The 19,985-nt window shown below is 61.7% G+C and carries 17 protein-coding genes, 1 tRNA gene and 1 pseudogene; 7 read left to right on the forward strand and 12 right to left on the reverse strand.

From position 1 onward, the window contains the following. Position 1: 1 nt before the first annotated feature. The 4 genes and pseudogenes from OKB81_RS03150 to rsmC form a co-directional block, all read right to left on the reverse strand. Positions 2 to 87, reverse strand: a tRNA-Leu gene (locus tag OKB81_RS03150). A gap of 116 nt (positions 88 to 203) precedes the next feature. Beyond that, positions 204 to 1,664, reverse strand: a complete 1,461-nt coding sequence (gene glgA / locus OKB81_RS03155) for a glycogen synthase GlgA (RefSeq protein WP_160836670.1) — start codon at positions 1,662 to 1,664, stop codon at positions 204 to 206. Continuing rightward, positions 1,654 to 2,874 (reverse strand): annotated as a pseudogene (gene glgC / locus OKB81_RS03160) (glucose-1-phosphate adenylyltransferase); the annotation flags it as partial. The gene glgA and the pseudogene glgC, both read right to left, overlap by 11 nt. A gap of 147 nt (positions 2,875 to 3,021) precedes the next feature. Further along, positions 3,022 to 4,050: a 16S rRNA (guanine(1207)-N(2))-methyltransferase RsmC gene (rsmC, locus tag OKB81_RS03165; protein ID WP_160836666.1), complete on the reverse strand. Its 1,029-nt coding sequence runs from the start codon at positions 4,048 to 4,050 to the stop codon at positions 3,022 to 3,024. A gap of 277 nt (positions 4,051 to 4,327) precedes the next feature. On the opposite strand from rsmC, the gene dapA reads away from it, so the two are divergent. The 3 genes from dapA (at position 4,328) to OKB81_RS03180 (ending at position 7,715) form a co-directional block, all read left to right on the forward strand. After that, on the forward strand, positions 4,328 to 5,200 hold the full coding sequence (dapA, locus tag OKB81_RS03170; protein WP_039040606.1) for a 4-hydroxy-tetrahydrodipicolinate synthase: 873 nt from the start codon (positions 4,328 to 4,330) through the stop codon (positions 5,198 to 5,200). A 95-nt stretch (positions 5,201 to 5,295) separates the two neighbouring features. Continuing rightward, positions 5,296 to 6,942, forward strand: a complete 1,647-nt coding sequence (locus OKB81_RS03175; protein WP_160836664.1) for a sensor domain-containing diguanylate cyclase — start codon at positions 5,296 to 5,298, stop codon at positions 6,940 to 6,942. Positions 6,943 to 7,124: 182 nt separating this feature from the next. Beyond that, positions 7,125 to 7,715: an HAD family hydrolase gene (locus tag OKB81_RS03180; protein WP_128341788.1), complete on the forward strand. Its 591-nt coding sequence runs from the start codon at positions 7,125 to 7,127 to the stop codon at positions 7,713 to 7,715. Between the two features lie 136 nt (positions 7,716 to 7,851). Here the strand turns inward: OKB81_RS03180 and hfq are convergent, their stop codons facing one another. After that, on the reverse strand, positions 7,852 to 8,211 hold the full coding sequence (gene hfq, locus OKB81_RS03185; protein WP_039040603.1) for an RNA chaperone Hfq: 360 nt from the start codon (positions 8,209 to 8,211) through the stop codon (positions 7,852 to 7,854). Positions 8,212 to 8,387: 176 nt separating this feature from the next. Between hfq and OKB81_RS03190 the strand changes: the two genes are divergently transcribed. Genes OKB81_RS03190 through OKB81_RS03200 form a run of 3 tightly spaced genes read left to right on the forward strand, consistent with a single transcriptional unit; the run spans position 8,388 to position 11,867 of the window. Continuing rightward, positions 8,388 to 9,659 (forward strand): paraquat-inducible protein A, encoded by a 1,272-nt coding sequence (locus OKB81_RS03190; RefSeq protein ID WP_160836662.1) that lies wholly within the window; start codon positions 8,388 to 8,390, stop codon positions 9,657 to 9,659. Beyond that, positions 9,652 to 11,298 carry an intermembrane transport protein PqiB gene (gene pqiB, locus OKB81_RS03195; RefSeq protein WP_160836660.1) on the forward strand — a complete coding sequence of 549 codons (1,647 nt, stop codon included), beginning with the start codon at positions 9,652 to 9,654 and terminating at the stop codon, positions 11,296 to 11,298. The genes OKB81_RS03190 and pqiB overlap by 8 nt, the downstream gene beginning before the upstream one ends. Next, positions 11,298 to 11,867, forward strand: a complete 570-nt coding sequence (locus OKB81_RS03200; protein WP_160836690.1) for a PqiC family protein — start codon at positions 11,298 to 11,300, stop codon at positions 11,865 to 11,867. The genes pqiB and OKB81_RS03200 overlap by 1 nt, the downstream gene beginning before the upstream one ends. 55 nt (positions 11,868 to 11,922) lie before the next feature. Here the strand turns inward: OKB81_RS03200 and ompA are convergent, their stop codons facing one another. After that, positions 11,923 to 12,954 carry a porin OmpA gene (gene ompA, locus OKB81_RS03205; RefSeq protein WP_160836658.1) on the reverse strand — a complete coding sequence of 344 codons (1,032 nt, stop codon included), beginning with the start codon at positions 12,952 to 12,954 and terminating at the stop codon, positions 11,923 to 11,925. A 279-nt stretch (positions 12,955 to 13,233) separates the two neighbouring features. Then, positions 13,234 to 14,241, reverse strand: a complete 1,008-nt coding sequence (locus OKB81_RS03210; RefSeq protein WP_160836656.1) for an SGNH/GDSL hydrolase family protein — start codon at positions 14,239 to 14,241, stop codon at positions 13,234 to 13,236. Between the two features lie 234 nt (positions 14,242 to 14,475). Between OKB81_RS03210 and OKB81_RS03215 the strand changes: the two genes are divergently transcribed. After that, a complete protein-coding gene (locus OKB81_RS03215; protein WP_039040598.1) occupies positions 14,476 to 14,856 on the forward strand; it encodes a YgiW/YdeI family stress tolerance OB fold protein in 381 nt (126 codons plus the stop codon). A 57-nt stretch (positions 14,857 to 14,913) separates the two neighbouring features. Here the strand turns inward: OKB81_RS03215 and mltC are convergent, their stop codons facing one another. From mltC to OKB81_RS03240, 5 genes are all read right to left on the reverse strand, one after another. After that, a complete protein-coding gene (gene mltC / locus OKB81_RS03220; RefSeq protein WP_010675743.1) occupies positions 14,914 to 16,017 on the reverse strand; it encodes a membrane-bound lytic murein transglycosylase MltC in 1,104 nt (367 codons plus the stop codon). A gap of 119 nt (positions 16,018 to 16,136) precedes the next feature. Then, positions 16,137 to 16,409 carry an oxidative damage protection protein gene (locus OKB81_RS03225; RefSeq protein WP_010675742.1) on the reverse strand — a complete coding sequence of 91 codons (273 nt, stop codon included), beginning with the start codon at positions 16,407 to 16,409 and terminating at the stop codon, positions 16,137 to 16,139. Next, positions 16,406 to 17,491, reverse strand: a complete 1,086-nt coding sequence (gene mutY / locus OKB81_RS03230) for an A/G-specific adenine glycosylase (RefSeq protein ID WP_042014850.1) — start codon at positions 17,489 to 17,491, stop codon at positions 16,406 to 16,408. Before mutY ends, OKB81_RS03225 begins: the two co-directional genes overlap by 4 nt. 167 nt (positions 17,492 to 17,658) lie before the next feature. Next, complete coding sequence (exeB, locus tag OKB81_RS03235) at positions 17,659 to 18,342, reverse strand: GspB family T2SS assembly factor variant ExeB (protein ID WP_042882413.1); 684 nt, start codon at positions 18,340 to 18,342, stop codon at positions 17,659 to 17,661. Further along, positions 18,342 to 19,985, reverse strand: a complete 1,644-nt coding sequence (locus tag OKB81_RS03240; RefSeq protein ID WP_160836654.1) for an ExeA family protein — start codon at positions 19,983 to 19,985, stop codon at positions 18,342 to 18,344. Before OKB81_RS03240 ends, exeB begins: the two co-directional genes overlap by 1 nt.

Here is a 19,985-nt window from a genome sequence, read left to right on the forward strand (position 1 = left end):
ATGGTGCGAAGAGAGGGACTCGAACCCTCACATCCGTGGGACACTAACACCTGAAGCTAGCGCGTCTACCAATTCCGCCACCTTCGCATCACTGCGGTGGGGGATTCTATAGAGTTTTGGGGGGGCGTCAACAGCCAAAGGGGACTTTTTTCGCTGTTGACGGATAAAGGCGTGCCAAGGGCACAAAACTTCAGCAATCGGCGTCAGACGGTGGCCAGCGCATCCTGATACATCTGTTCGTACAGGATGACGGAGTCTGCCCAGTCGAAGCGGGTGTTCATGGCGTGGTGCTGCACACGGGCAAACTGCTCGGGATCCTGCAGGTAGTAGAGCAGGCTGCGGCGCATGGCATCGAGCAAGGTGCTGGCAGTGGGATCGTTGAAGCAGAAGCCGGTTGCGTGCTCCGGGTCGGCATCCCAGTCCACCACTGTATCTTTCAGGCCGCCGACGGCCCGCACCAGCGGCAGGGTGCCATAGGCCAGGCTGTACATCTGGTTGAGTCCACACGGTTCGAACAGGGAAGGCATCAGGAAGAAGTCGGCACCCGCTTCCACCAGATGAGCGAGCCGGTCGTCATAGGTGTTGATGAAGGCGAGCCGGTCCGGGAATTGTTGCGCCAGAGTCTGCAACTGAGCTGCGAGGGAGGGATCTCCCGAGCCGACGATCACCACCTGCACCTTGTGATGCAGAAACTTGTCCAGCACCGGCAGTAGCAGGTGAACGCCCTTCTGCTCGGTCAGCCGGCACACCATGCCATAGATGGGCAGATCCACCACCGGCAGGCCGGTTTCCTGTTGCAGGCTCTGCTTGCAGATGCGCTTGCCGGCCAGGTTGTCGACGTCATAGGTAGCCGGCAGAAAGTCGTCGAACGCCGGATCCCAGTCCTGATAGTCACAGCCGTTGAGGATACCGCGCAGATCCGCCGCCCGCTGCTGGAAGATGCTGGCCATGCCGTGGGCACCTAGGTGAGTCAGCAATTCGCTGGCATAGTTGGGGCTGACCGCGTTGATCTTGTCGGCATAGAGCACGCCGCATTTGAGCAGGTTGACGTGGCCGTAGTCGTAGCTGATGCGCTGTTCGTAGTCGGCAATCTCGGGCACGGCCCAGAACTGCTGGCGCTCGAATACCCCCTGAAAGGCCGCGTTGTGAATGCTGATCACGCTGCGGGTATGCTGGAAGAAAGGGTTGTGGGCGTGACGGGTTTTCAACAGCAGCGGCAGCAGGCCGGTGTGCCAGTCGTTGCAGTGGGCGATGTCGGGAGCGAAACCCAGCTGTTCGCACGCATGCAGGGCCGCCGCGGCCAGAAAGGCAAAGCGCTCGCCGTTGTCCGGATAGGCCTGGTTGTTCTCGGCATAGAGCTGGGGGCGGTCGAAATAGTGCGGGCAATCGAGCAGATAGACGCAGATCCCGTCCAGTTCCAGCTGATGGATGCGATAGCTGATATCACTGCGATCCTGGGGGGTGGGGAGCCAGCGCGAGGCGAGGAGGGTGGCCTCGTCCCGGCGCTTGATGGTCTTGTAGAAGGGCATAATGATGCGCACATCGTGCCCCTGACGGGCGAGATGCTGCGGCAGGGCCTTGGCCACATCCGCCAGGCCCCCGGTCTTCACCAGCCCCTCAACCTCCGAGGCTACAAACAGGATTTTCAGTGGGTTAATAGCCAACTCTTGCTCCCTTAGGTACCACGACGATACCGCCTTCGGATACGGTAAACCGCTCTCTGTCATGGTCCAGATTCTCACCGATCACGGTGCCGGGTGCAATTTCAACGTTTTTGTCGATGATGGCGCGGCGAATGGAGCAACCTTCGCCGATTCTCACATCCCCCAGCAGCACGGATTCACTGATGTGGCTGCAGGGGCCTATGTTGCAGCGAAATCCCAGTATGGATCGCTGGATCTGGCTGCCCTGAATGAAGCAGCCACCGGAGATCAGGGAGTTGGCGATCTTGACCTTGCAGTCGTCGGTATCGATGAAGGTGGCGGGGGGCAGGGGCGGGTAATGGGTGTGCAGCGGCCACTTGCGATTGTAGAGAGAGAAGGGGGCATCGTCGGCCACCAGGTCCATGTGCGCCTGCCAGTAAGAGTCGAGCGTCCCCACATCGCGCCAGTAGACATTGGGCTTCTCGCCCGGGATCACGTTGGTGCTGTAGTCGTAGACATAGACGGGGGCACGGGGGAACAGGCTGGGAATGATGTCCTTGCCGAAATCGTGACTGGAGTTCTCCTCGGCGGCATCCCGCTTGAGCTCCCGATAGAGGGCCTCGGTCTCGAAGATGTAGTTGCCCATGGAGACCAGCGCCTGGGTGGGATCCCCGGGGATGTGTTTCGGGTGACGGGGCTTTTCTTCAAAGCCAATCATGCGCCCTTCCTGATCAACCTCGATCACCCCGAAGGCGCTTGCTTCCTCGATGGGCATGCGCAGGGCAGCGACGGTCAGGGCGGCCGCTTTCTGCTTGTGGAAGCTCACCATCTGGCTCACGTCCATCTTGTAGATGTGATCGGAGCCGAAGATGCAGACGTGCTCGGGGTCGGAGATCTCGATGAAGCGCAGGTTCTGGTAAATGGCGTCTGCGGTGCCGTCATACCAGCGTTTGCCCATTCGCATCTGGGCCGGAATGGGGTCGATGAAGCGATCCGTGATGCCGACGATGTTCCAGCCCTTCTTCATGTGCAGGTAAAGGGACTGGGACTTGAACTGGGTGAGTACATAGATGCGCAGGAAGTCGGCGTTGACGAAGTTGTTGAGCACGAAGTCGATCAACCGGTAACTGCCGCCAAAGGGTACGGAGGGTTTGCTGCGGGTGGTGGTCAGCGGTTGCAGTCGGGTACCTTCACCGCCTGCCAGTATCATGGTGAGTATGCCTGCCATCGTCGTTCTCTCCCTGAGATCATGATGTTGAAAAGGTTTTCATGTCGCTGCGAAAAAAACATCCCTAAAGGGGAGGTAAACGTTTTCTTGGCACCTTAACAGATCCCGTCTGGCACTCTCTACTTGTTTTATTACAACCGTTGCACTTCTTTAAACTTTGCTCAGATAGACCTTGAATTTGGCATCGCCCGCGATCACCTCGGTCTGTTTGAAGTGCGCATCCAGTATAGGCTGGTATCGCAGGAAGGCATTGGCGACTATGGTCAGGGCGCCATTTGCGGTCAGGTACTCAGGTGCCTTTGCCAGGAAGGTTTCGGTGGCGGCGTAGAAGGTCTTGAGCCCGGCATGGAAGGGGGGATTCGAGACAATCTGTTGGAATGTTTCGGCAATGTCGGAATAGACATCGGAGGCATGAACACGTCCGCTCAGACCGTTGACCGCCAGGGTTCGGCGGCTGGACTCCAGTGCCAGTGCATTGATATCCACCATGGTGACGGCCAGGGCCGGGTTGCGCTTGGCCAGCACGGAACCGATGACGCCGGCGCCGCAGCCAAAGTCGAGCAGCTTGCCCGTCACGGGGGGGAGGCTCGCCAGCAGCATCTGGGTGCCGAGATCCAGGCCGTCTGCACTGAAGACCCCGGGCAGGGCCATGACGGTCAGGGTGGTGTCGCCCGCCTGGCACTCATAGCGACTGAACCAGGCGTCCAGCTCGAAGGGGACGACCGGTTTGTCGAGCGTGCCGTGGTAGAGAGAGCAGCGGCGCGCAGAGTCGCGCTTGATCGGTTTCTCGCCATAAGGTGCCAGCAGCTTGTCTGCTCCGTTGATGCCGCCCCGGTTCTCGCCGGCGAGGAACAGGTCGGCCCCGCTTTCGAGCAGCGGCGTCATCATGGCCAGCAGGTATTGCGCCTCGGCCTTGGCCTTGGGCATCAGCAGCAGCAGGGCATCGAATCGGGGGGCGCCACCCAGCTGGTGATCGAACAGGATGGCGTCTCCCAGAGCGGCCTGCTGGGTGCGGTAATAGCAGTAATCCGTGGTGAAGACGGTCAGGCTTTGTGCCAGCTCGGCCAGTTGACGAGGATAATCATCCTCCAGGGCACCGCACACCAACAGCCGCTTGCCGACAAAGAGGGCTTGGTTACGTTCCAGCATCTGACTGACGGCACTGACAGGACGGCTCATTGGGTCTCTCCACGCATTTTTGGGCGGCCATTATACATGGCCGCTTTCGCCTTGACATTTATGCCGTGTTCCCGAAATATGCCCAGATGCCTATTTACCCAGAGATGATGCAATGCGGTCATGCGTATCGAAACGAAAGCATAAACACAGCCTGACAATCGGGCCTGCTGGCGTGCGCGCGTAACCTCTCATCCCTGAGACGATTCAAGCCCCGGTAGCGACTCCCGTACCGGGGCTTTTTATTGACCAATCCATCTGTTTAGGAGAAGGAAATCCCATGTTTCAAGGTTCGATAGTTGCCCTGATCACCCCATTTCGACAGGGCCAGCTGGACGAGGCCGCACTGGCTCGCCTGGTGGAGTGGCACATAGAGCAGGGAACCCATGGCATAGTGCCGGTCGGCACGACCGGGGAGAGCCCGACCCTGACCCACGATGAGCATTGCCGCGTGGTGGAGCTGGTGGTCAAGCTGGTGGCCGGGCGCATTCCCGTGATCGCAGGTGCAGGCTCCAACAACCCGGTTGAAGCCATTGAATACACCCGCTATGCCGAGCAGATGGGGGCGGATGCCACCCTGCATGTGGCCGGTTACTACAACCGCCCCAATCAGGAAGGGCTCTATCACCACTTCAAGGCGGTGCACGACGCCACCACCAAACCCATCATCGTCTACAACATTCCGCCCCGCGCCATCGTTGACGTGCAGCCGGCGACCCTGGCCCGTCTGGCCGAGTTGCCGCGCATTGCCGGCGTGAAGGATGCCACCGGTGATCTGGCCCGCCCCTGGGTTGAACGCCAGCTCATCAAGAAGCCGTTTGCCTGGCTCTCCGGTGAAGACGCCACCGCCGTGGCCTACAACATCGGTGGTGGCCAGGGTTGCATCTCGGTGACGGCCAACGTGGCCCCCAAGCTGGTGGCCGAGGTGCAGAACCTGGCGCTGGCCGGTGAGTGGCAAGCTGCCCGCGAATTGCAGGACAAGCTCATTCCGCTGCACCAGGCCATGTTCGCCGAGCCGAGCCCCGCAGGGGCCAAGTATGCGGTCTCCCTGCTGGGTCTGTGCAGCGAAGAGTGCCGTCTGCCGGTGATGCCGCTCTCCGAGGCCACCCGCGAGCGCATCCGCAGTGCCATGCAGGCATTGAATCTGTTGTAAAAACTGGGCTCTGGATCTCGCTTTTGATTGCCCGGTCAATTAATGGCCGGGCTTTGCCGATATACTCGCTTGGATACAACCAAGGATGATTTGGCATGCAGGAATGGGATCCGGAGCACTTCACCAGTTTTGAACATCTCTGTGAAGTGACCTTATCTGCGGTCAGGGAAAAAACAGAGGCTGAACAGATCTATCTGTGGCTGCGTGCTCCGACGCCCCAGCTCTATCACTATCGCCCGGAACAGGGTCTGCTCTGCCTGAGCGCCGACATCCTCTCTTCCCTCGAGTTGCCCATCCTCTTCATCGAACGTTCCCTTGCGCTCGGCCAGTTGCTGGTGGAGCCCATCGCGCCGACCCGTACCATCTGGGAGCGGGAGAGCGTCGAACCCGAGACCCCGCGCCTGCGCGCCAGCTTCCCCCTCAAGCGTCACAAGGGGCTGGAGGCCGTGGTCTATCTGGAAACCCGCCGTCGTCTCGATCGCCTGCCAAGACGCCAGCAACAGAGCATCCAACTGCTCATGCATTATCTCGCCGCCGAGCTCGAGAGTCGGCGACTCGCGGGACAGGTGGATCTGGAGCGGGATCAGCGGCTCCACACCCAGGCAGACCTCGTGCGCAGCCAGGCCCTGCAGGACTCTTTCCTCAGCATGCTGCAGGCGCTGCATCAGGTGGGGGTCAAGCTCTCCCGCTGCGAGAGCGAGGATCGTCTGCTGCACGACGCGGTGGCACTGGCCCGCCAGGAGTTGCAGTTCGATCGCATCGCCATCTTCCTGACTGACAGTGAATTCAAGACCATGCACGGTACCTGGGGTACCAACGAGGCGGGTGAGCTCATCGACGAGCGCCATTTCATCAGCCCCATTCCGGATCACCCCACGGTGCAGGAGGCGCTGCGTCGCAAGGACTATGTCCTGGTGCTGGAGGACACGCCTCTCTATTACGAGAAGCAGGAGGTGGGTCGCGGCTGGAACGCCATGGTGTCGCTCTGGGACGGGAGTACCCCCATCGGCTGGATCGCCGCCGACAACCTGCTCTGGCGGCGCCCCCTCAAGGCGTATCAGAGCGAGATCTTCAAGCAGTATGCCGCCGTGCTCTCCCAGTTGCTGATCCGCCAGCGCACCCAGGAGAAGCTTGAGCGCTTCAATCGGGAGCTGGAGCTGAGGGTGCAGGAGCGGACCCGGCAACTGGCCGATACCAACCGGGCGCTGGAGGAGGCCAACCGGCGCCTCTCCCTGCTGTCTCTGGAAGATCCCCTGACTGGCATCGCCAACCGCCGCCAATGGGACATCACCATGGAACGGGAGTGGGAGCGGGCTCGCCGCCATCAGGGGGTGCTGGCGGTGCTGATGATCGATGTGGACGAGTTCAAGTCCTACAACGATCACTTCGGCCACGGCAAGGGGGATCAGTGCCTGCAGCGGGTGGCGGCACTGCTGCAGGACACCGAGCGGCGGCGCACCAACCTGGTGGCCCGCTATGGGGGGGAGGAGTTTGTCATCCTGCTGTGTTCACCGCAGCCGGGAGAGGCGGAGCGGCTGGCGGAGCAGATCCACCACGGCCTTGACGCCTTGCAGATTCCCCATCCGGCCTCCCGGGTGGCGGCGACACTCACCGTCAGCATCGGGTTCAGCTATCTGGTTCCGTCATCGGACAAGGAGTGGCAAACCCTGACCGAGCAGGCGGATCAGGCACTCTATCACGCCAAATCACAAGGGCGGGCCTGTACCCTGGCCTATCGCTGACACCTGCGTGGAGGCTGCCTGCCCGGCATCAGATCCATGCTGATCTGTATACGTGCGGGCTTTCAGATCCACGCCGCCCTGTATAAATGAGGTGGCAAGCGTTTCTCGCCATCTGGCGCATGGCGATGCGCCCGCGCTCTGGCTAGAATGAAGGCCCATTTTTCACAGACAGATCCTGCACCATGACCCTATCCGGATTTCAAGGCCTGGTTTTCGACCTCGACGGCACTCTGGTGGACTCCATGCCCTTGCACCTGGCCGCCTGGGAGCACACCGCCCGCGAGTTTGGCTTTCGGTTCGACGCCGACTGGTTTTATGAGCTGGGAGGCATGCCCAGCCGCAAGATAGCCCTGCTGGTGGCCGAAGTGCAGCAGATCGCGCTGGATCCCCTGGTGGTGACACGCTGCAAGACCGAACACTATGTCGCCAACCTGCACAAGGCCACCCCCTTCCCGGCCATGCTGGATCTGGTGGAACGCTATCACGGCCGGATCCCCATGGGCATAGGGACAGGCTCTCCCCGTATCAATGCCGAAGCGGTGCTGCGCAACACAGGGCTGGATCGGTATTTCCCCGTGGTGGTCACCGCCGACGACGTGGAGCTGCACAAACCCCATCCAGACACCTTCCTGCTGGTGGCGCGACGCCTGGGGATCGAGCCCGGTCAATGTCTGGTGTTCGAGGACACGGGCATAGGCGCACAGGCCGGTGAAGCGGCCGGCATGCAGGTCTGCATGGTCAGAGAGGGAAAACCGGTCGGGTTGACCTGCTGAGTGACGAAGACGAGCGGGTCAACAACCGGCTCGGGAGAGAAGCCCCACTCTCATACGGGACAGGCGAAACATGAGAGTGGGGAGCAGATGTCACTGGCTGACGCAGCAACACCGTCAGGATGGGCGGGGGCGAGATTTACTGCTCGCTGCCACCACCCTGGTTGTCGTCATAACGGCTGGGGGCGCCATGGGGGCGCGGCGCCATGGAAACCCGTGGCTTGCGGGCTCGCTGGATGCTGACGGCAGGACGGCCGGAGTGCATGGCAATGGTGGAAATCTTGGCCTTGTAGACCAGTTGCTGATTGCCATGGGCATCGGTCAACAGCACGCTGTACTGGTCAAAACCGCTGATGGTCCCCTCCAGCTTGATGCCGCTCACCAGGAAGATGGCGACCTGGCTACGGTTTTTGCGCAACCAGTTGAGGGCAGAATCTTGCCCGTTCCCGAGGGAGAAGGCCTGCTCGATAGTGGAGTAGCTTGGGGATTCAGTTGTCATAAATTATTGTCCCGCGGAAAAAAAGTGGCGTTTGATTGTGCTAAATGGTCACTGCCTTGTCAAAGTCATTCTCACTCCCGGGCAGGATGGACAACGACAGGGCTGGTCGGCAGGGGCCGCTGCTGCAATAATTGGCGGCTCTGGCCCCGTGGCGGGCCTCATGCTGGGGTCTTATCTTGCATCCGGTTTCACACCAACATCCACCCACCTATACCCATGACGCGACCGCCTGCGAAGAGTGTGACCTGCTGGTGCCGGCCACCGAGCTGGCCGTGGGGGAGACGAGCAGTTGTCCGCGCTGCGGCCATACCCTGACTCGTCATCTGCCGGAGCAGGAGCGCAGGCCCATCGCCTATGGCTTTGCGGCCATCATCATGTTCGTGCTCTCCAACGCCTTTACCTTCATGTCGTTCTCGGCCAAGGGGGTGGGGCAGGAGATGACCTTCCTGCAGTGCATCACCACCCTGGTGGATCAAGGCTACCTGTTCCTCGGGGCCGTGCTGAGCATTACCCTGATCGGGTTGCCGCTGGTCTATATCGGCTCCATCATGCTGGTGCTGTGGCGCCTGGACAAGGAACTGCACAGCAAGGCCCTGCGCTCCCTTGGCCGCCTGCTGTGCCGGATCAAGCCCTGGCTGATGGTGGACGTCTTCCTCATCGGGGTGCTCATCTCTCTGGTCAAGCTGATGGGGATGGCCGACATCAAGATGGGGCTGTCGTTCTGGGCGTTCGTTGGCTACACCCTGCTGCTCATCAAGATGATCTCCTCCCTGGATCGGATGTGGCTGTGGCAGCGGCTGTTCGGCCCGACGGCGGCGAGGGAGCTGGATCCCGAGGAGAGCGCCCTGTCGTGCGGTCTGGTGGGCTGTCACATCTGCGGCGCCCTGAACGAGCAGGATGCCCATAGTTGCGTTCGCTGCGGGGATCACCTGCACAGCCGCAAGCCGGGTGGTCTGAACCGCACCTGGGCCCTGCTGATCACCTCGGTGATCCTCTATGTCCCAGCCAACCTGTATCCCATCATGGACACCGTATTCCTGGGGGATGACAGCCCCTCGACCATCATGGGCGGGGTGGTGCTGCTGTGGGCCATGGGCTCCTACCCCATTGCCGCCGTCATCTTCTTCGCGAGCGTGGTGGTGCCGCTGGTGAAGATCCTGGCGCTGCTGTGGCTCTGCTACGTGGTGCAGCGCGGCCAGGGGACATCTCCCCTCGGCAAGCTCAAACTCTATCGCATGACCGAATTTGTGGGGCGCTGGTCGATGATCGACGTCTTCGTGGTGGCCATCCTGGCCGGTCTCATCCGGCTCGACAATCTGATGACCATCTACCCTGGCCCTGCGGCCGTCGCCTTTGCCGGGGTCGTACTGGTCACCATGGTGGCTGCCATGAGTTTCGATTCCCGCCTGATCTGGGATTTACAACAAGGAGAACGCGAACGTGAGTGAGCGTAAGACAAGGTGGAAACCGGGCTCTGATTTTATGAGTTCGGCTGCCGCTATCTGGATGGTGCCCTTGCTGGCGCTCTTCATCGGCGCCTGGATGCTGTTCCAGCACTGGTATTCACAAGGGCCGAGCTTCACCCTGACGGTGGCGACCGCCGAGGGCATAGTGGCGGGCAAGACGGTGATCCGTTCTCGTGAAGTGGAGGTGGGCCGTATCGAGACGGTGGAGCTCAGCGAGGACTACAGCCATGCCGTGCTCAAGGCTCGCCTGACCAATGCCGCCGCCGGCATGCTCAAGAAAGACAGCCAGTTCTGGGTGGTCAAGCCCAGGGTCGGGCGTGAGGGCGTTTCCGGTCTTGGCACCTTGCTCTCCGGTGCCTATATCGAGCTTTCTCCCGGCAAGAAGGGCAGGGCGCGAAGCGAATACGCCATGCTGGACAGGCCACCCCTGGCATCCCTGGATGCCAAGGGATTGCGGCTCTCCCTGTCCAGCCGGGATGCCAACGCGCTGGGCGCGGGTTCCCCCATCAGCTATCAGGGATTCACCATCGGCCAGGTCGAAGAGACCAAGTTCCTGCCCGAGAAGAGCGAGATGCAGTACCAGCTCTTCATCAACGCGCCTTATGACGTCCTGGTGAGCAGCAACTCCCGGTTCTGGTTGACGCCCGGCTTCGAGGTCTCCATGAGCAGCGAGGGGATGAAGGTGAAGATGGACTCGCTGGAGAGCCTGATCAACGGCGGCATCACCATGGGGCTGCCTCCCGGCTGGCTGCCGGGGGAGCCGGTGAAACAGAACGACGAGTTCGTGCTGTTCAAGGACGAGGAGAGCGTGCTGGCCGGTAGCCTGGATCAGTTCATCGACTATGTCTTCCTGTTCGACAATGATGTGGGCGGGCTGCATCCCGGCGCGGCGGTACAGTATCGCGGCATCCGGGTCGGTACCGTCATTTCGGCTCCCTATCTCATCGACGACAAGGGCGTCCAGCTGTTCAAGAGCCGACAGATCCCGGTGTTGGCGCGCATCGAGGTGCAGCGTCTCTCCCACCGTTATGCCAATGCGGAGAAGGAGCAGTGGCGGGCCCTGTTCAACAAGCAGTTCAAGGAAGGGCTGAGGGCCAGCCTCAAGACCGCCAGCCTGCTGACGGGGGGCAAGGTGATCGATCTGAACTTCTATCCGGATGCGCCTGTCTATCAGCCGCTCAAGATGGCGGGCTATCAGGTCTTCCCGACCGCCCAGGCCGGGCTGGATCAGATCGAGCGCAAGGTGAACCTCATCCTCGACAAGTTCGTCGACATGGACATGGCCACCACCCTCACTCAGGTCAACAGCACCCTGATGACGCTGGACAAGACGCTCAAGCATGTCAGTGCCGTGAGTGCGAATCTGGAGCAGTTTACCGGTCAGCAGTCGACCCAGCAGTTGCCGGCCTCCCTCAACCAGAGCCTCAAGCAGTTGCAGGAGACGTTGCAGACCTATGATGCCGGTTCCCAGACCAATCAGGAGCTGCGTCAGTCGGTGCAATCCCTCAACCAGCTGATGAGCGAGTTGCAACCTCTGGTCCATTCACTGAACGAGCAGCCGAGTTCGCTGATCTTTGACCGCGCTCGTCCGCGGGATCCCGAGCCCAAGCGAGGAAAATGATGAAAAAACGGATGATAACGCTGGCCTTGCTGGGCCTGCTGGCGGGATGTGGCAGTGCGCCGACGACGCTGCATTACTATTCGCTGGATGCCGACACGGCGCCGTCGAGTGTCACCACGGCGCAGCCGCAGCACCAGTTGGTGCTGCGCCCCGTCGCCCTGTCCGGTCAGCTTGACCGGATGAGCCTGGTCTATCAGCTGGAGGGAAAGGAGCTGCACTTTGCCGAGTACCATCGCTGGGCAGGTTCCCTCGATGCCCAGTTGAACCAGTTGACCCTCAATGGCCTCTCCAGCCGCTTGCCTGGCTGGGTGGTGCGTCAAGACGGGGCCCGCAAGGGGCCTGTGCTGAGCATCTCGGTCGAGCGTTTCCAGGGGCGGCACGACGGCCGGGCCCTGCTTAGCGGTCGCTGGCGCCTGCTGACGGAGGAGGGGGTCGTGTTGAGAGATGTTCCCTTCCAGCAGGAGCGGGTGCTGCCTGCCGATGGGTATGGCGCCCTGGTGAACGAGCTGGGGCAGGGCTGGCAACTGTTGCTCGATCAGATTGCGGCGGATGTGCGCACGCGCATCTGAGGAAGCATAAAAAAAGACGGGAGGCCATGGCCTCCCGTTTTGTTTGGGGTCGTCGTTATTGCTGTACTTCCGAGACGCCCTGTACCTTGACCTCTACCCGGCGATCCGGGGCCAGGCAGACGATCAGCTCGCGCTTGGATTTGCTGGTGCAGCTGTCGCCGGTGACGGGAGACTGCTTGCCACGCCCTTCCACATTGACCTTGCCGGCAGGCAGGCCCTTGCCAATCAGGTAATCGGCCACGGTCCGGGCACGCTGCTCGGACAACTTCTGGTTGTAGGCCTCGGAACCGATGCGGTCGGTATAGCCGATGACGGTGGCCGACCCGTCTTTGGGCCTGACCTCTTCAATCTGGCTGTAGAGGGTATCCAGCGCCTGCCCGGCCTGGGGTTTGAGGGTGGCCTTGTTGAAGTCAAACAGCACGTCCGAGCTCAGGGTGAACTGCTTGTCGACCATCACGGGCTCGGGCGCGGGGGCGGGAGCTGCGACCGGCAGAGCCGGTGCAACCTGACCGAAGCGGTAGACGGCGGCCAGGGAGAGCAGGCCGTTGTCCATGCGCAGGCCGGTATCGTCACGGCTGCCATACGGGGTGCTGTACTGGTATTCGAGGCGGGCTGCCCAATCCAGGCTCAGGGCATACTCCGCACCGAGCGCGCCGACGAAGGTGAAGCGGCTGTCGTTTTCCAGCTGATCGCTGTCGGTCCAGCCATAGCCGCCCCCGACACGGCCGTAAAGGTCCAGATTGTCCGCAACCGGGAAGCCCAGTTTCAGCGTGAGCTGGGCCAGCTGGGCTTGCACGGAGTCATTGAAGGCCGCGCCATTGCGGGTGCCGCTGTACTTGAGCTTGCCAAGGTAGTCATAACCGAGTTCGACACCCAGATTCTGGTTGATCTGGTAACCGGCGAACGCACCGGCGCCGACTTCATCGTCGTCTTTGTCGGTGATGGCGATGGCGTTGCTTTCATCGACACCGTAGAAGTTGGACCAACCCAGTTTGGCACCGCCATACCAGGTGTTGTCTTGTCCGGCTGCCTGGGCGTTGGCCGCAAGCAAGCCTGAAACCAGCAAGGTAATCAGTGTTTTGTTCATAGATGCCTCTGCAATCTTGTGTGTGGGGAGCGCGAATTCATGTCGCCTCGCCTCGTGGGTTGGGCCTGTGTTCGACCACAACACGTTTAAACGTAGCTCGCTTTTCTCGATCTACAAGCAACTGATATAAAACATATTGTGATATCCATCTGCATCATAGTGGAGACAGAAGACCGCCGGGGAACCGTGACTCGAATCTGTGATGGGTGTCATATGGGGTTGCTTGCCCTTGTCGGCAAGAGGGCCGGCGAAGCGCCGGCCCTGGCAGGATGGCCTCCGTTATCGAGGGAGGAATTCGTACTCCTGTTCGATGAAGGCGGCAGCCCGCTCGCTCAGGGCGGCGTGTACCACTGTGGTGGGGTGGACCTGGTCCCAGAACATCTTGCCTTCACAGTTCAGCTCGCCCGCACTGCGGCGCGCCATGGGCGTTGCGACGGCCTGAGCCAGCAGGGGGTTGCCGGCGATGGCAAGGCGCTCCTCGGGATTGAAGGGGGCCAGCCGACTGTCGGTGGCGGCGCTGCGGGAGGCGAACGGCTTCCACACATAGCCGCCGCCATAGCAGGCGTGCTCGGTGTCGCTCAGGCCGAAGTTCTGCGGCTCGCGCAGCATCTCGGCGAACTGCTTGTCGATCTCGAACAATTTCACCATGCCGGTGGGAGCCAACTGGCGTGCCAGGTTCAGCAGCAGCTGGTTGTGGTAGGCGGAGACATGGCTGGCTGCCTCGACCACTTTCTGGCTGCGGGCCGAGGGGTTCTGGCCCAGATCAGGCAGGTTGAACAACAGAATCTGCCTGGCACCGTTCAATACCATGCGGTTGGCCGCATCGCTGATGGCGTCGCGCACCCGCTTGGCATCCTGCTCGGTGTTCCAGCCATAGGCCAGGTAATCGTTGGCACCGACCCAAAGGATCACCAGATCGTCGGGCTTGAAGCCATCCTTTTGCAGGAACTGGGTCACCTCGTAATCCAGGTTGTTGATGACCTGATACTTGGGATTCCAGGAGATCTTCTTGTAGGCCACGGCAGTGGCGCCCCCTTCCGCCTCGTTGGCGATGGCGAGGCCCGGGAAGTGCTGGGTGAGCTGCTCCAGCCAGACCGGGCCGTTGGAGAAGCGGCCCTGATGGTAGGGCGGGCTGGAGGGGAGGTAACCGCGCATCTTGTCGTACATCTTGCCGGTATCGGAGAGGCTGTCGCCGAACATCACGATGCGGGAGAAGGGGGGACGCGTCTCGGCGGCATGGGCCGTGAGGGCGAAGAGTCCCAATAAACACAAAAGCCATTTGTTCATGTAGCTGTTCTCATGGATGGGGCAGGACGGGCCTGCGGGCTGTTCCTCAATGGCGGCGGGCTGGGAACCCGCATGGCCAGGTGAAAAGGTATCCACTCGAATACATTTTTGCAGCATGCCGTGGCCATTTAATCGCTTGCGATCACATCACTCCTCCCTGAATGGGGAGGCTTCACGTTTGTTTCACGCGCCCCCGGGCAAGATGCCCTCATACCGCAAAGACAGGAGCATGAAATGAACAACGCAAAAGCAATCGCCCTGGTGGCCCTGATGTCCGTCTCTTCCTTCGCCATGGCGGCCTACACCGGCCCCAAGGAGCAGAACAAGGTATCGGTCGCCCAGTTGAAAGACGTGGCCGATGATCAGTGGGTGACCCTGGAAGGCAAGCTGGTCAAACACCTGGGTGGCGAAAACTACCTGTTCCGTGACGACAGCGGCGAGGTGGAAGTGGAGGTGGACGGTGACGTGTGGCGCGGTACCGAGGTGGGCCCTGACGATCTGATCCGCGTGCGCGGCGAGGTGGACCACAGCTGGAACAAGACCGAAGTCGAGGTGGAACACCTGGAGAAGGTGGGGGCAGCGCCCCTGAGCAAGGGCGGCTTCATCGCCAAGTAAGCTTTCAGGCCACAGTAAATGAGAAGGGCGCTCCAGGAGCGCCCTTCTTGCATGCCATCAGCCAGCCCGGCTTGCGACGGTTCGCTTGAACCCCTTCTCGGCCTGATTGACCTTGTAGAGATAGCGGCGAGCCTCTGCCTTGGGATGTTGTTCGGTCAGTACCTGATAGACGGCCTCGGGGGAGAGGCGGTTGATCATGCCGGGGGCCGCCTTGCGATCGTTGGAGAAGGTGTTGAGCACCCCTCCCGCACCACCGTTGTAGGCGGAGATCACCGCATAGCGGCGGGACTGGGGATCCTGGATATCCGCCAGATAGACGGTCTGCAGCAGGTGCAGGTAGGCGGTCCCCACATCGATGTTGTAGGCCGGATTGAACAGATCTTCCCTGGTCGGCTGGCCATCCTTGCCCTTGACCCTCACATAGACATCCCGCCCAGCGGTAGCCGGGATCACCTGCATCAGGCCATAGGCGTTGGCGTGGCTGACCGCATAGGGGTTGAAGCTGCTCTCGGTCTTGATCACCGCGTAGATGAGACTCTCGGCGACCCCGTACTTGCGGGAGGCGTCGCGGATGATGCTGGCGTATTTGTAGCCGCGCCTGTCTTCGTGGTTGGCCACCATGGGAATGTCGATGAAGAAGATGTTGCGGATCCCGAGGGTGCGCTTCTTCATCGCGTTGGCGATCAGATAGTCGGCATAACGCTCTGCACGCCAGCTGGAGCGGATCGCTTGTCCCTGGTTGTCCAGCACCTGGCCATAGAGGAAGGGCTCGCCACCTGGCATGATCTCACGGTCCGAATAGAGGTCGACCTCTGCCGGATCGTCCGGGGTCAGCAGGGTTTCGATGATGGCGCGACGCAGGTGGGCGCGGGGATCTAGACCCGAGACGGTCTCCACCATGATGTGACCGCTGGAGAAATCGATGTGGGCGCGGCTCTTGTACTGATCCGTGTATTTGACGTAGTCAAACTTGCCCGCGAACAGCGCCTCGCGCCCCCATATCTCGTTCACGTTATGGGAGAGCGCACTGATCATGTGTTCAAAACCGCGCACGTCCTTGCCGTTGACCAGATCATCATCGCCACTCCCGCTGGTCTGGGGTGTGGATGAACAGGCAGAGAGAAACAGCAGGGCGCACAGCAGCCCAAAAAAACGACCCATAAGATCCTCAAACCGGGCGGTGGGGCCGCCCGTCACTGACTGGCCTGAGCCAGGATTGGTGTCACCCTGCGGCATATTGACGACTCAGGGGGACGCTGGCCCTTTGACTCGATCCCCGCTCACTGGCTGGGAGGGGTGTAACCGTCGATCTGGACTTCACCCGCGTCGAACAGATAGCTGACCATCTCTTTTTCCAGCAACTGGCGGTGCTCGAGATTCATCATGTTCAGCTTCTTCTCGTTGATCAGCATGACCTGCTTCTTCTGCCACTCGGTCCAGGCTTCCTTGCTGATGTTGTCGAAGATCCGCTTGCCGAGTTCACCGGGGTAGAGTTGGAAATCGAGACCCGGCGCTTCTTTCTTCAGGCGCAGGCAAAATACGGTACGGCTCATGTTGACCTCTGTGGTTGCAAGTCTGGTTGTAAGTCCGGGTAGGCGAGCAGACGGGCCGTGGCCGCCGCCAATCCCACCTCGGCAGGATGGCGTAAGTTATACCAGAGTCGGGTATCCGCTTCCATGAGCAGGGGGGCGGGCGGAACAGCCATTTCGATCAGCAAAGGGCGGATATCGAGGTGGAAGTGGCTGAAAGTGTGACGAAATCCAGCGAGCTCCTGATAGGCGGCATCCTCCAGCCCCAACTCCCGCAGTCGTCCGGTCACCTCGGTGAGGGATTCCACCTGCGGGAAGCAGTAAAGCCCGCCCCAGATCCCTTGCGGCGGACGCTTCTCCAGCAGCAGCTGATCGCCGTGGCGGATGATCAGCATAATGCCGTTGCGTGCCGGAATGCTCTTCTTCGGCTTGCTGTGAGGGTAGGCGGTGGGGTTGCCCTGCGACAGCCCCTGGCAATCGGCCTGCACCGGGCAGCGCTCGCAGGCGGGCTTGCTGCGGGTGCAGACGGTGGCCCCCATGTCCATCATGGCCTGATTGTACTGGGCCACCCCGACGCGCGGGGTGAGGCGGGTCGCCAGCTCCCAGAGATCGTGCTCGACCTGCTTCTGGCCCGGCCAGCCCGCCAGCGCCAGCCAGCGGGTGAGTACCCGCTTCACATTGCCATCCAGGATGGCGTGGGGCTGGCCCAGAGAGAGGGAGAGCACGGCCCCGGCGGTGGAGCGACCGATGCCGGGCAGGGCCATCACCTCTTCCAGTTGTTCCGGAAAGAGGCCGCCGTGCAGATCGCGGATCTGCTGGGCAGCCTTGTGCAGGTTGCGCGCGCGCGCGTAGTAGCCAAGCCCGGTCCAGTGATGCAGCACCTCGTCGATGGGGGCGTTGGCCAGGGCCAGCACGTCGGGGAAGCGGGCCATGAACCGCTCGTAATAGGGGATGACAGTGGCAACCTGGGTCTGTTGCAGCATGATCTCGGAGACCCAGACCCGGTAGGGGGTCTTGTCCTGCTGCCAGGGCAGGGTCTTGCGGCCGTGGATCTGGTACCAGTCCAGAATGCGGGTGGCGAAGGTGGTGTTGTCTGAGTGGCTCACAGTGTGCTCATGTTCTGATGATAAGTCCGCCCGCCATCAGGAGGGCGATCCCCGACCCGGCGCATGGCAATGGTCGAGTGTAGGTTATTGATTAAAAAGGGGAGCTCTCGGGCTCCCTCAGAATGGGCGGTGACCCTCCCGGGGGAGGGCCACCGGATGCCGGCAGATCAGCCGCGCCAGTCTTGCAGCGCCTTGAGGCTGGCATACTGGCCGTCGACCTGCAGGACGATGTAGTCCTGGGCGATGGCTGCCAGGATGACACCGGGGGCTATCTCATTCCCCTCGCGCCACTCCCGTCCATTGAGCACGACGGCCCGCTTGGCCGGGTCGGAGGAGTAGTTGTGGGCACCATAGGTCAGGGACGGTACCTGCTGTTTCAGGGCCGGGGCCAGGGCGCCGAGGGGGATGGCACTGGTCTGGACCTGAGCCTGGGGCGCACTCTCTTCCACCAGCGGCGTGTTGTTGAGGGCGGCCATCAGCCGTTCTGCCAGACTCTGTCCCCCCTGGTTTGCGGTAGTCGCAGCCGGGGTTGCGGCAGGTCTTGGAGCGACCACGGGCTCCGGCAGGGGGGGCGGCAGCGGCCGGGTGATCATGGGCCTGGGTTCGACCCGCACGAAGGGGGGAGTCACCACTTCCTTCACTTCGACCTGCTGTTCCACGGGTTTGAGGTGATAGAGGTGCCAGCCATAGTTGGCGGCGGCGCCCATCACCAGGGCCAGGGGCACCAGGGCCCACCAGATCCAGCGGCGGTTGGGCTCCTCTTCCTGGCTCACGGGCAGACCCATGAGCGGCATATGGGGGGTGAACTGGGGTTGGTCGGCCCGGCGCAGGGCCTTGAGCAGGGTGGACATCAGGAGGCCTCCTCGACCATGGGATCCGTCTCATCATCCGCCACGCTGTCGAGATCGACCGGCGTACTGGCTCGCAGGGATTCATCCTCCAGCCTGGGCATGGGTTCGCCGGAGGCCACATTCAGCCGCAGCAGGGTGTTGCTGCCGGCGATGCCGTCCGGGGTCAGTCCCTGCTCGCGCTGGAACTGTTGCAGCTTGTTCTTGAGAGTGGCATCGAATCGACTCACCTTGCGATCGGGTTGCTGCATGGCGCGGCTAAGGGCGTTGTCCAGCCACTGCACCTGGGCAGCCCCGGCATTGCTCGCGATCAGGGGCACGTTGCCCCTGGGCATGCGCCAGAGCAGGGTGTAGCTGCCGCCCCAGGCGTCGGAGAGCCACTGCCTGTCCACCTGCCAGCTCTGGTTGCCGATGAGCAGGGAAGCCTTGTCCGCCCCCAGGCTGACCAGGGTGGCGTAATAGAGGCCGCCGGTCTCGTCGGTGAGACTGATGAGGGCCGGGTATTGCAGCGCCTGCAATTGTGCCAGGGAGGCTTCTCCCTCCTGGCAGCGCAGGCCCGCACGGGGGGCATTGTCGCAGGTTGCCTCCTCCAGCTCGGCCTGGTAGCCCCATACCTTGTAGAGATTCTGCATGGCGACGTCCGGCTCCAGCGCCTGATTGATGGCGCGGGTCAGCTGGGCTTGCTGCTCCGGCGTGTCATCCACCTTGACCGGTACCTCGACCTTGACCAGGGGGCGGGTTGGGAAGAATCCGAAGAATTGCCAGCCCCACCAGCCGGTGGCGACCAGCAGGGCGCCCACCAGGGCGACCGTGAGGCCGGATTGCCAGCTTCCCTCGTCGCGAATGCCGCTCACCTCATACGCGGACTGGCTGATGTCCCCGTGCACTATCTTGTGGCTGCCACGGGCGAAGGCGGCGATGAGGGCGCGGTCGCAGATGAGGTTGATGAGACGGGGAATGCCCCCGGAGAGGCGATGCAGGGTCTGGATGGCCCTGGGGGTGAAGATGGGCTGGACGCAGCCTGCCACCTGCAACCGGAAGCGGACATAGGCATCCACATCCTGGCGCGACAGCGGCAGCAGGTGATAGCGGGCGGTGATCCGCTGCGCCAGCTGGCGCAGCAGGGGCTGGCGCAGCATCTGTTGCAGCTCGGGCTGGCCGATGAGCACCACCTGCAGCAGTTTCTTCTCGTCTGTCTCCAGATTGGTGAGCAGTCGCAACTGCTCCAGCACGCCGGGCAGCAGGTGCTGGGCTTCATCCACCAGCACCACGCTGCGCTTGCCTGCCGCCAGATTCGCCAGCAGATGATCCCGGATAAGGTCGAACAATTGCTTGAGGCTGGCCTCTTCGCCGTAGGGCAACTGGAATTCGTCGCAGATGGCGGCCAGCAGATCCCGCTCGGTCAGAGAGGGATTGAGGATGTAGGCGATCTCGGTGTCGGCGGGTAATTGCTGCAGCAGACAGCGGGAGACGGTGGTCTTTCCCGTACCCACTTCCCCGGTCAGCAGCACGAAACCACCACCGTCCTGCAACCCGTAGTTGAGGTGGGCGAGGGCCTCCCCGTGACGCTCGCTCATATAGAGGTATTTGGGGTTGGGCGAGATGGAGAACGGGGGCTCCGACAGACCGAAGAACTGTGTGTACAT

It is taken from the genome of Aeromonas sp. QDB56 (genome assembly GCF_027705505.1).
Lineage (GTDB): Bacteria > Pseudomonadota > Gammaproteobacteria > Enterobacterales > Aeromonadaceae > Aeromonas > Aeromonas caviae.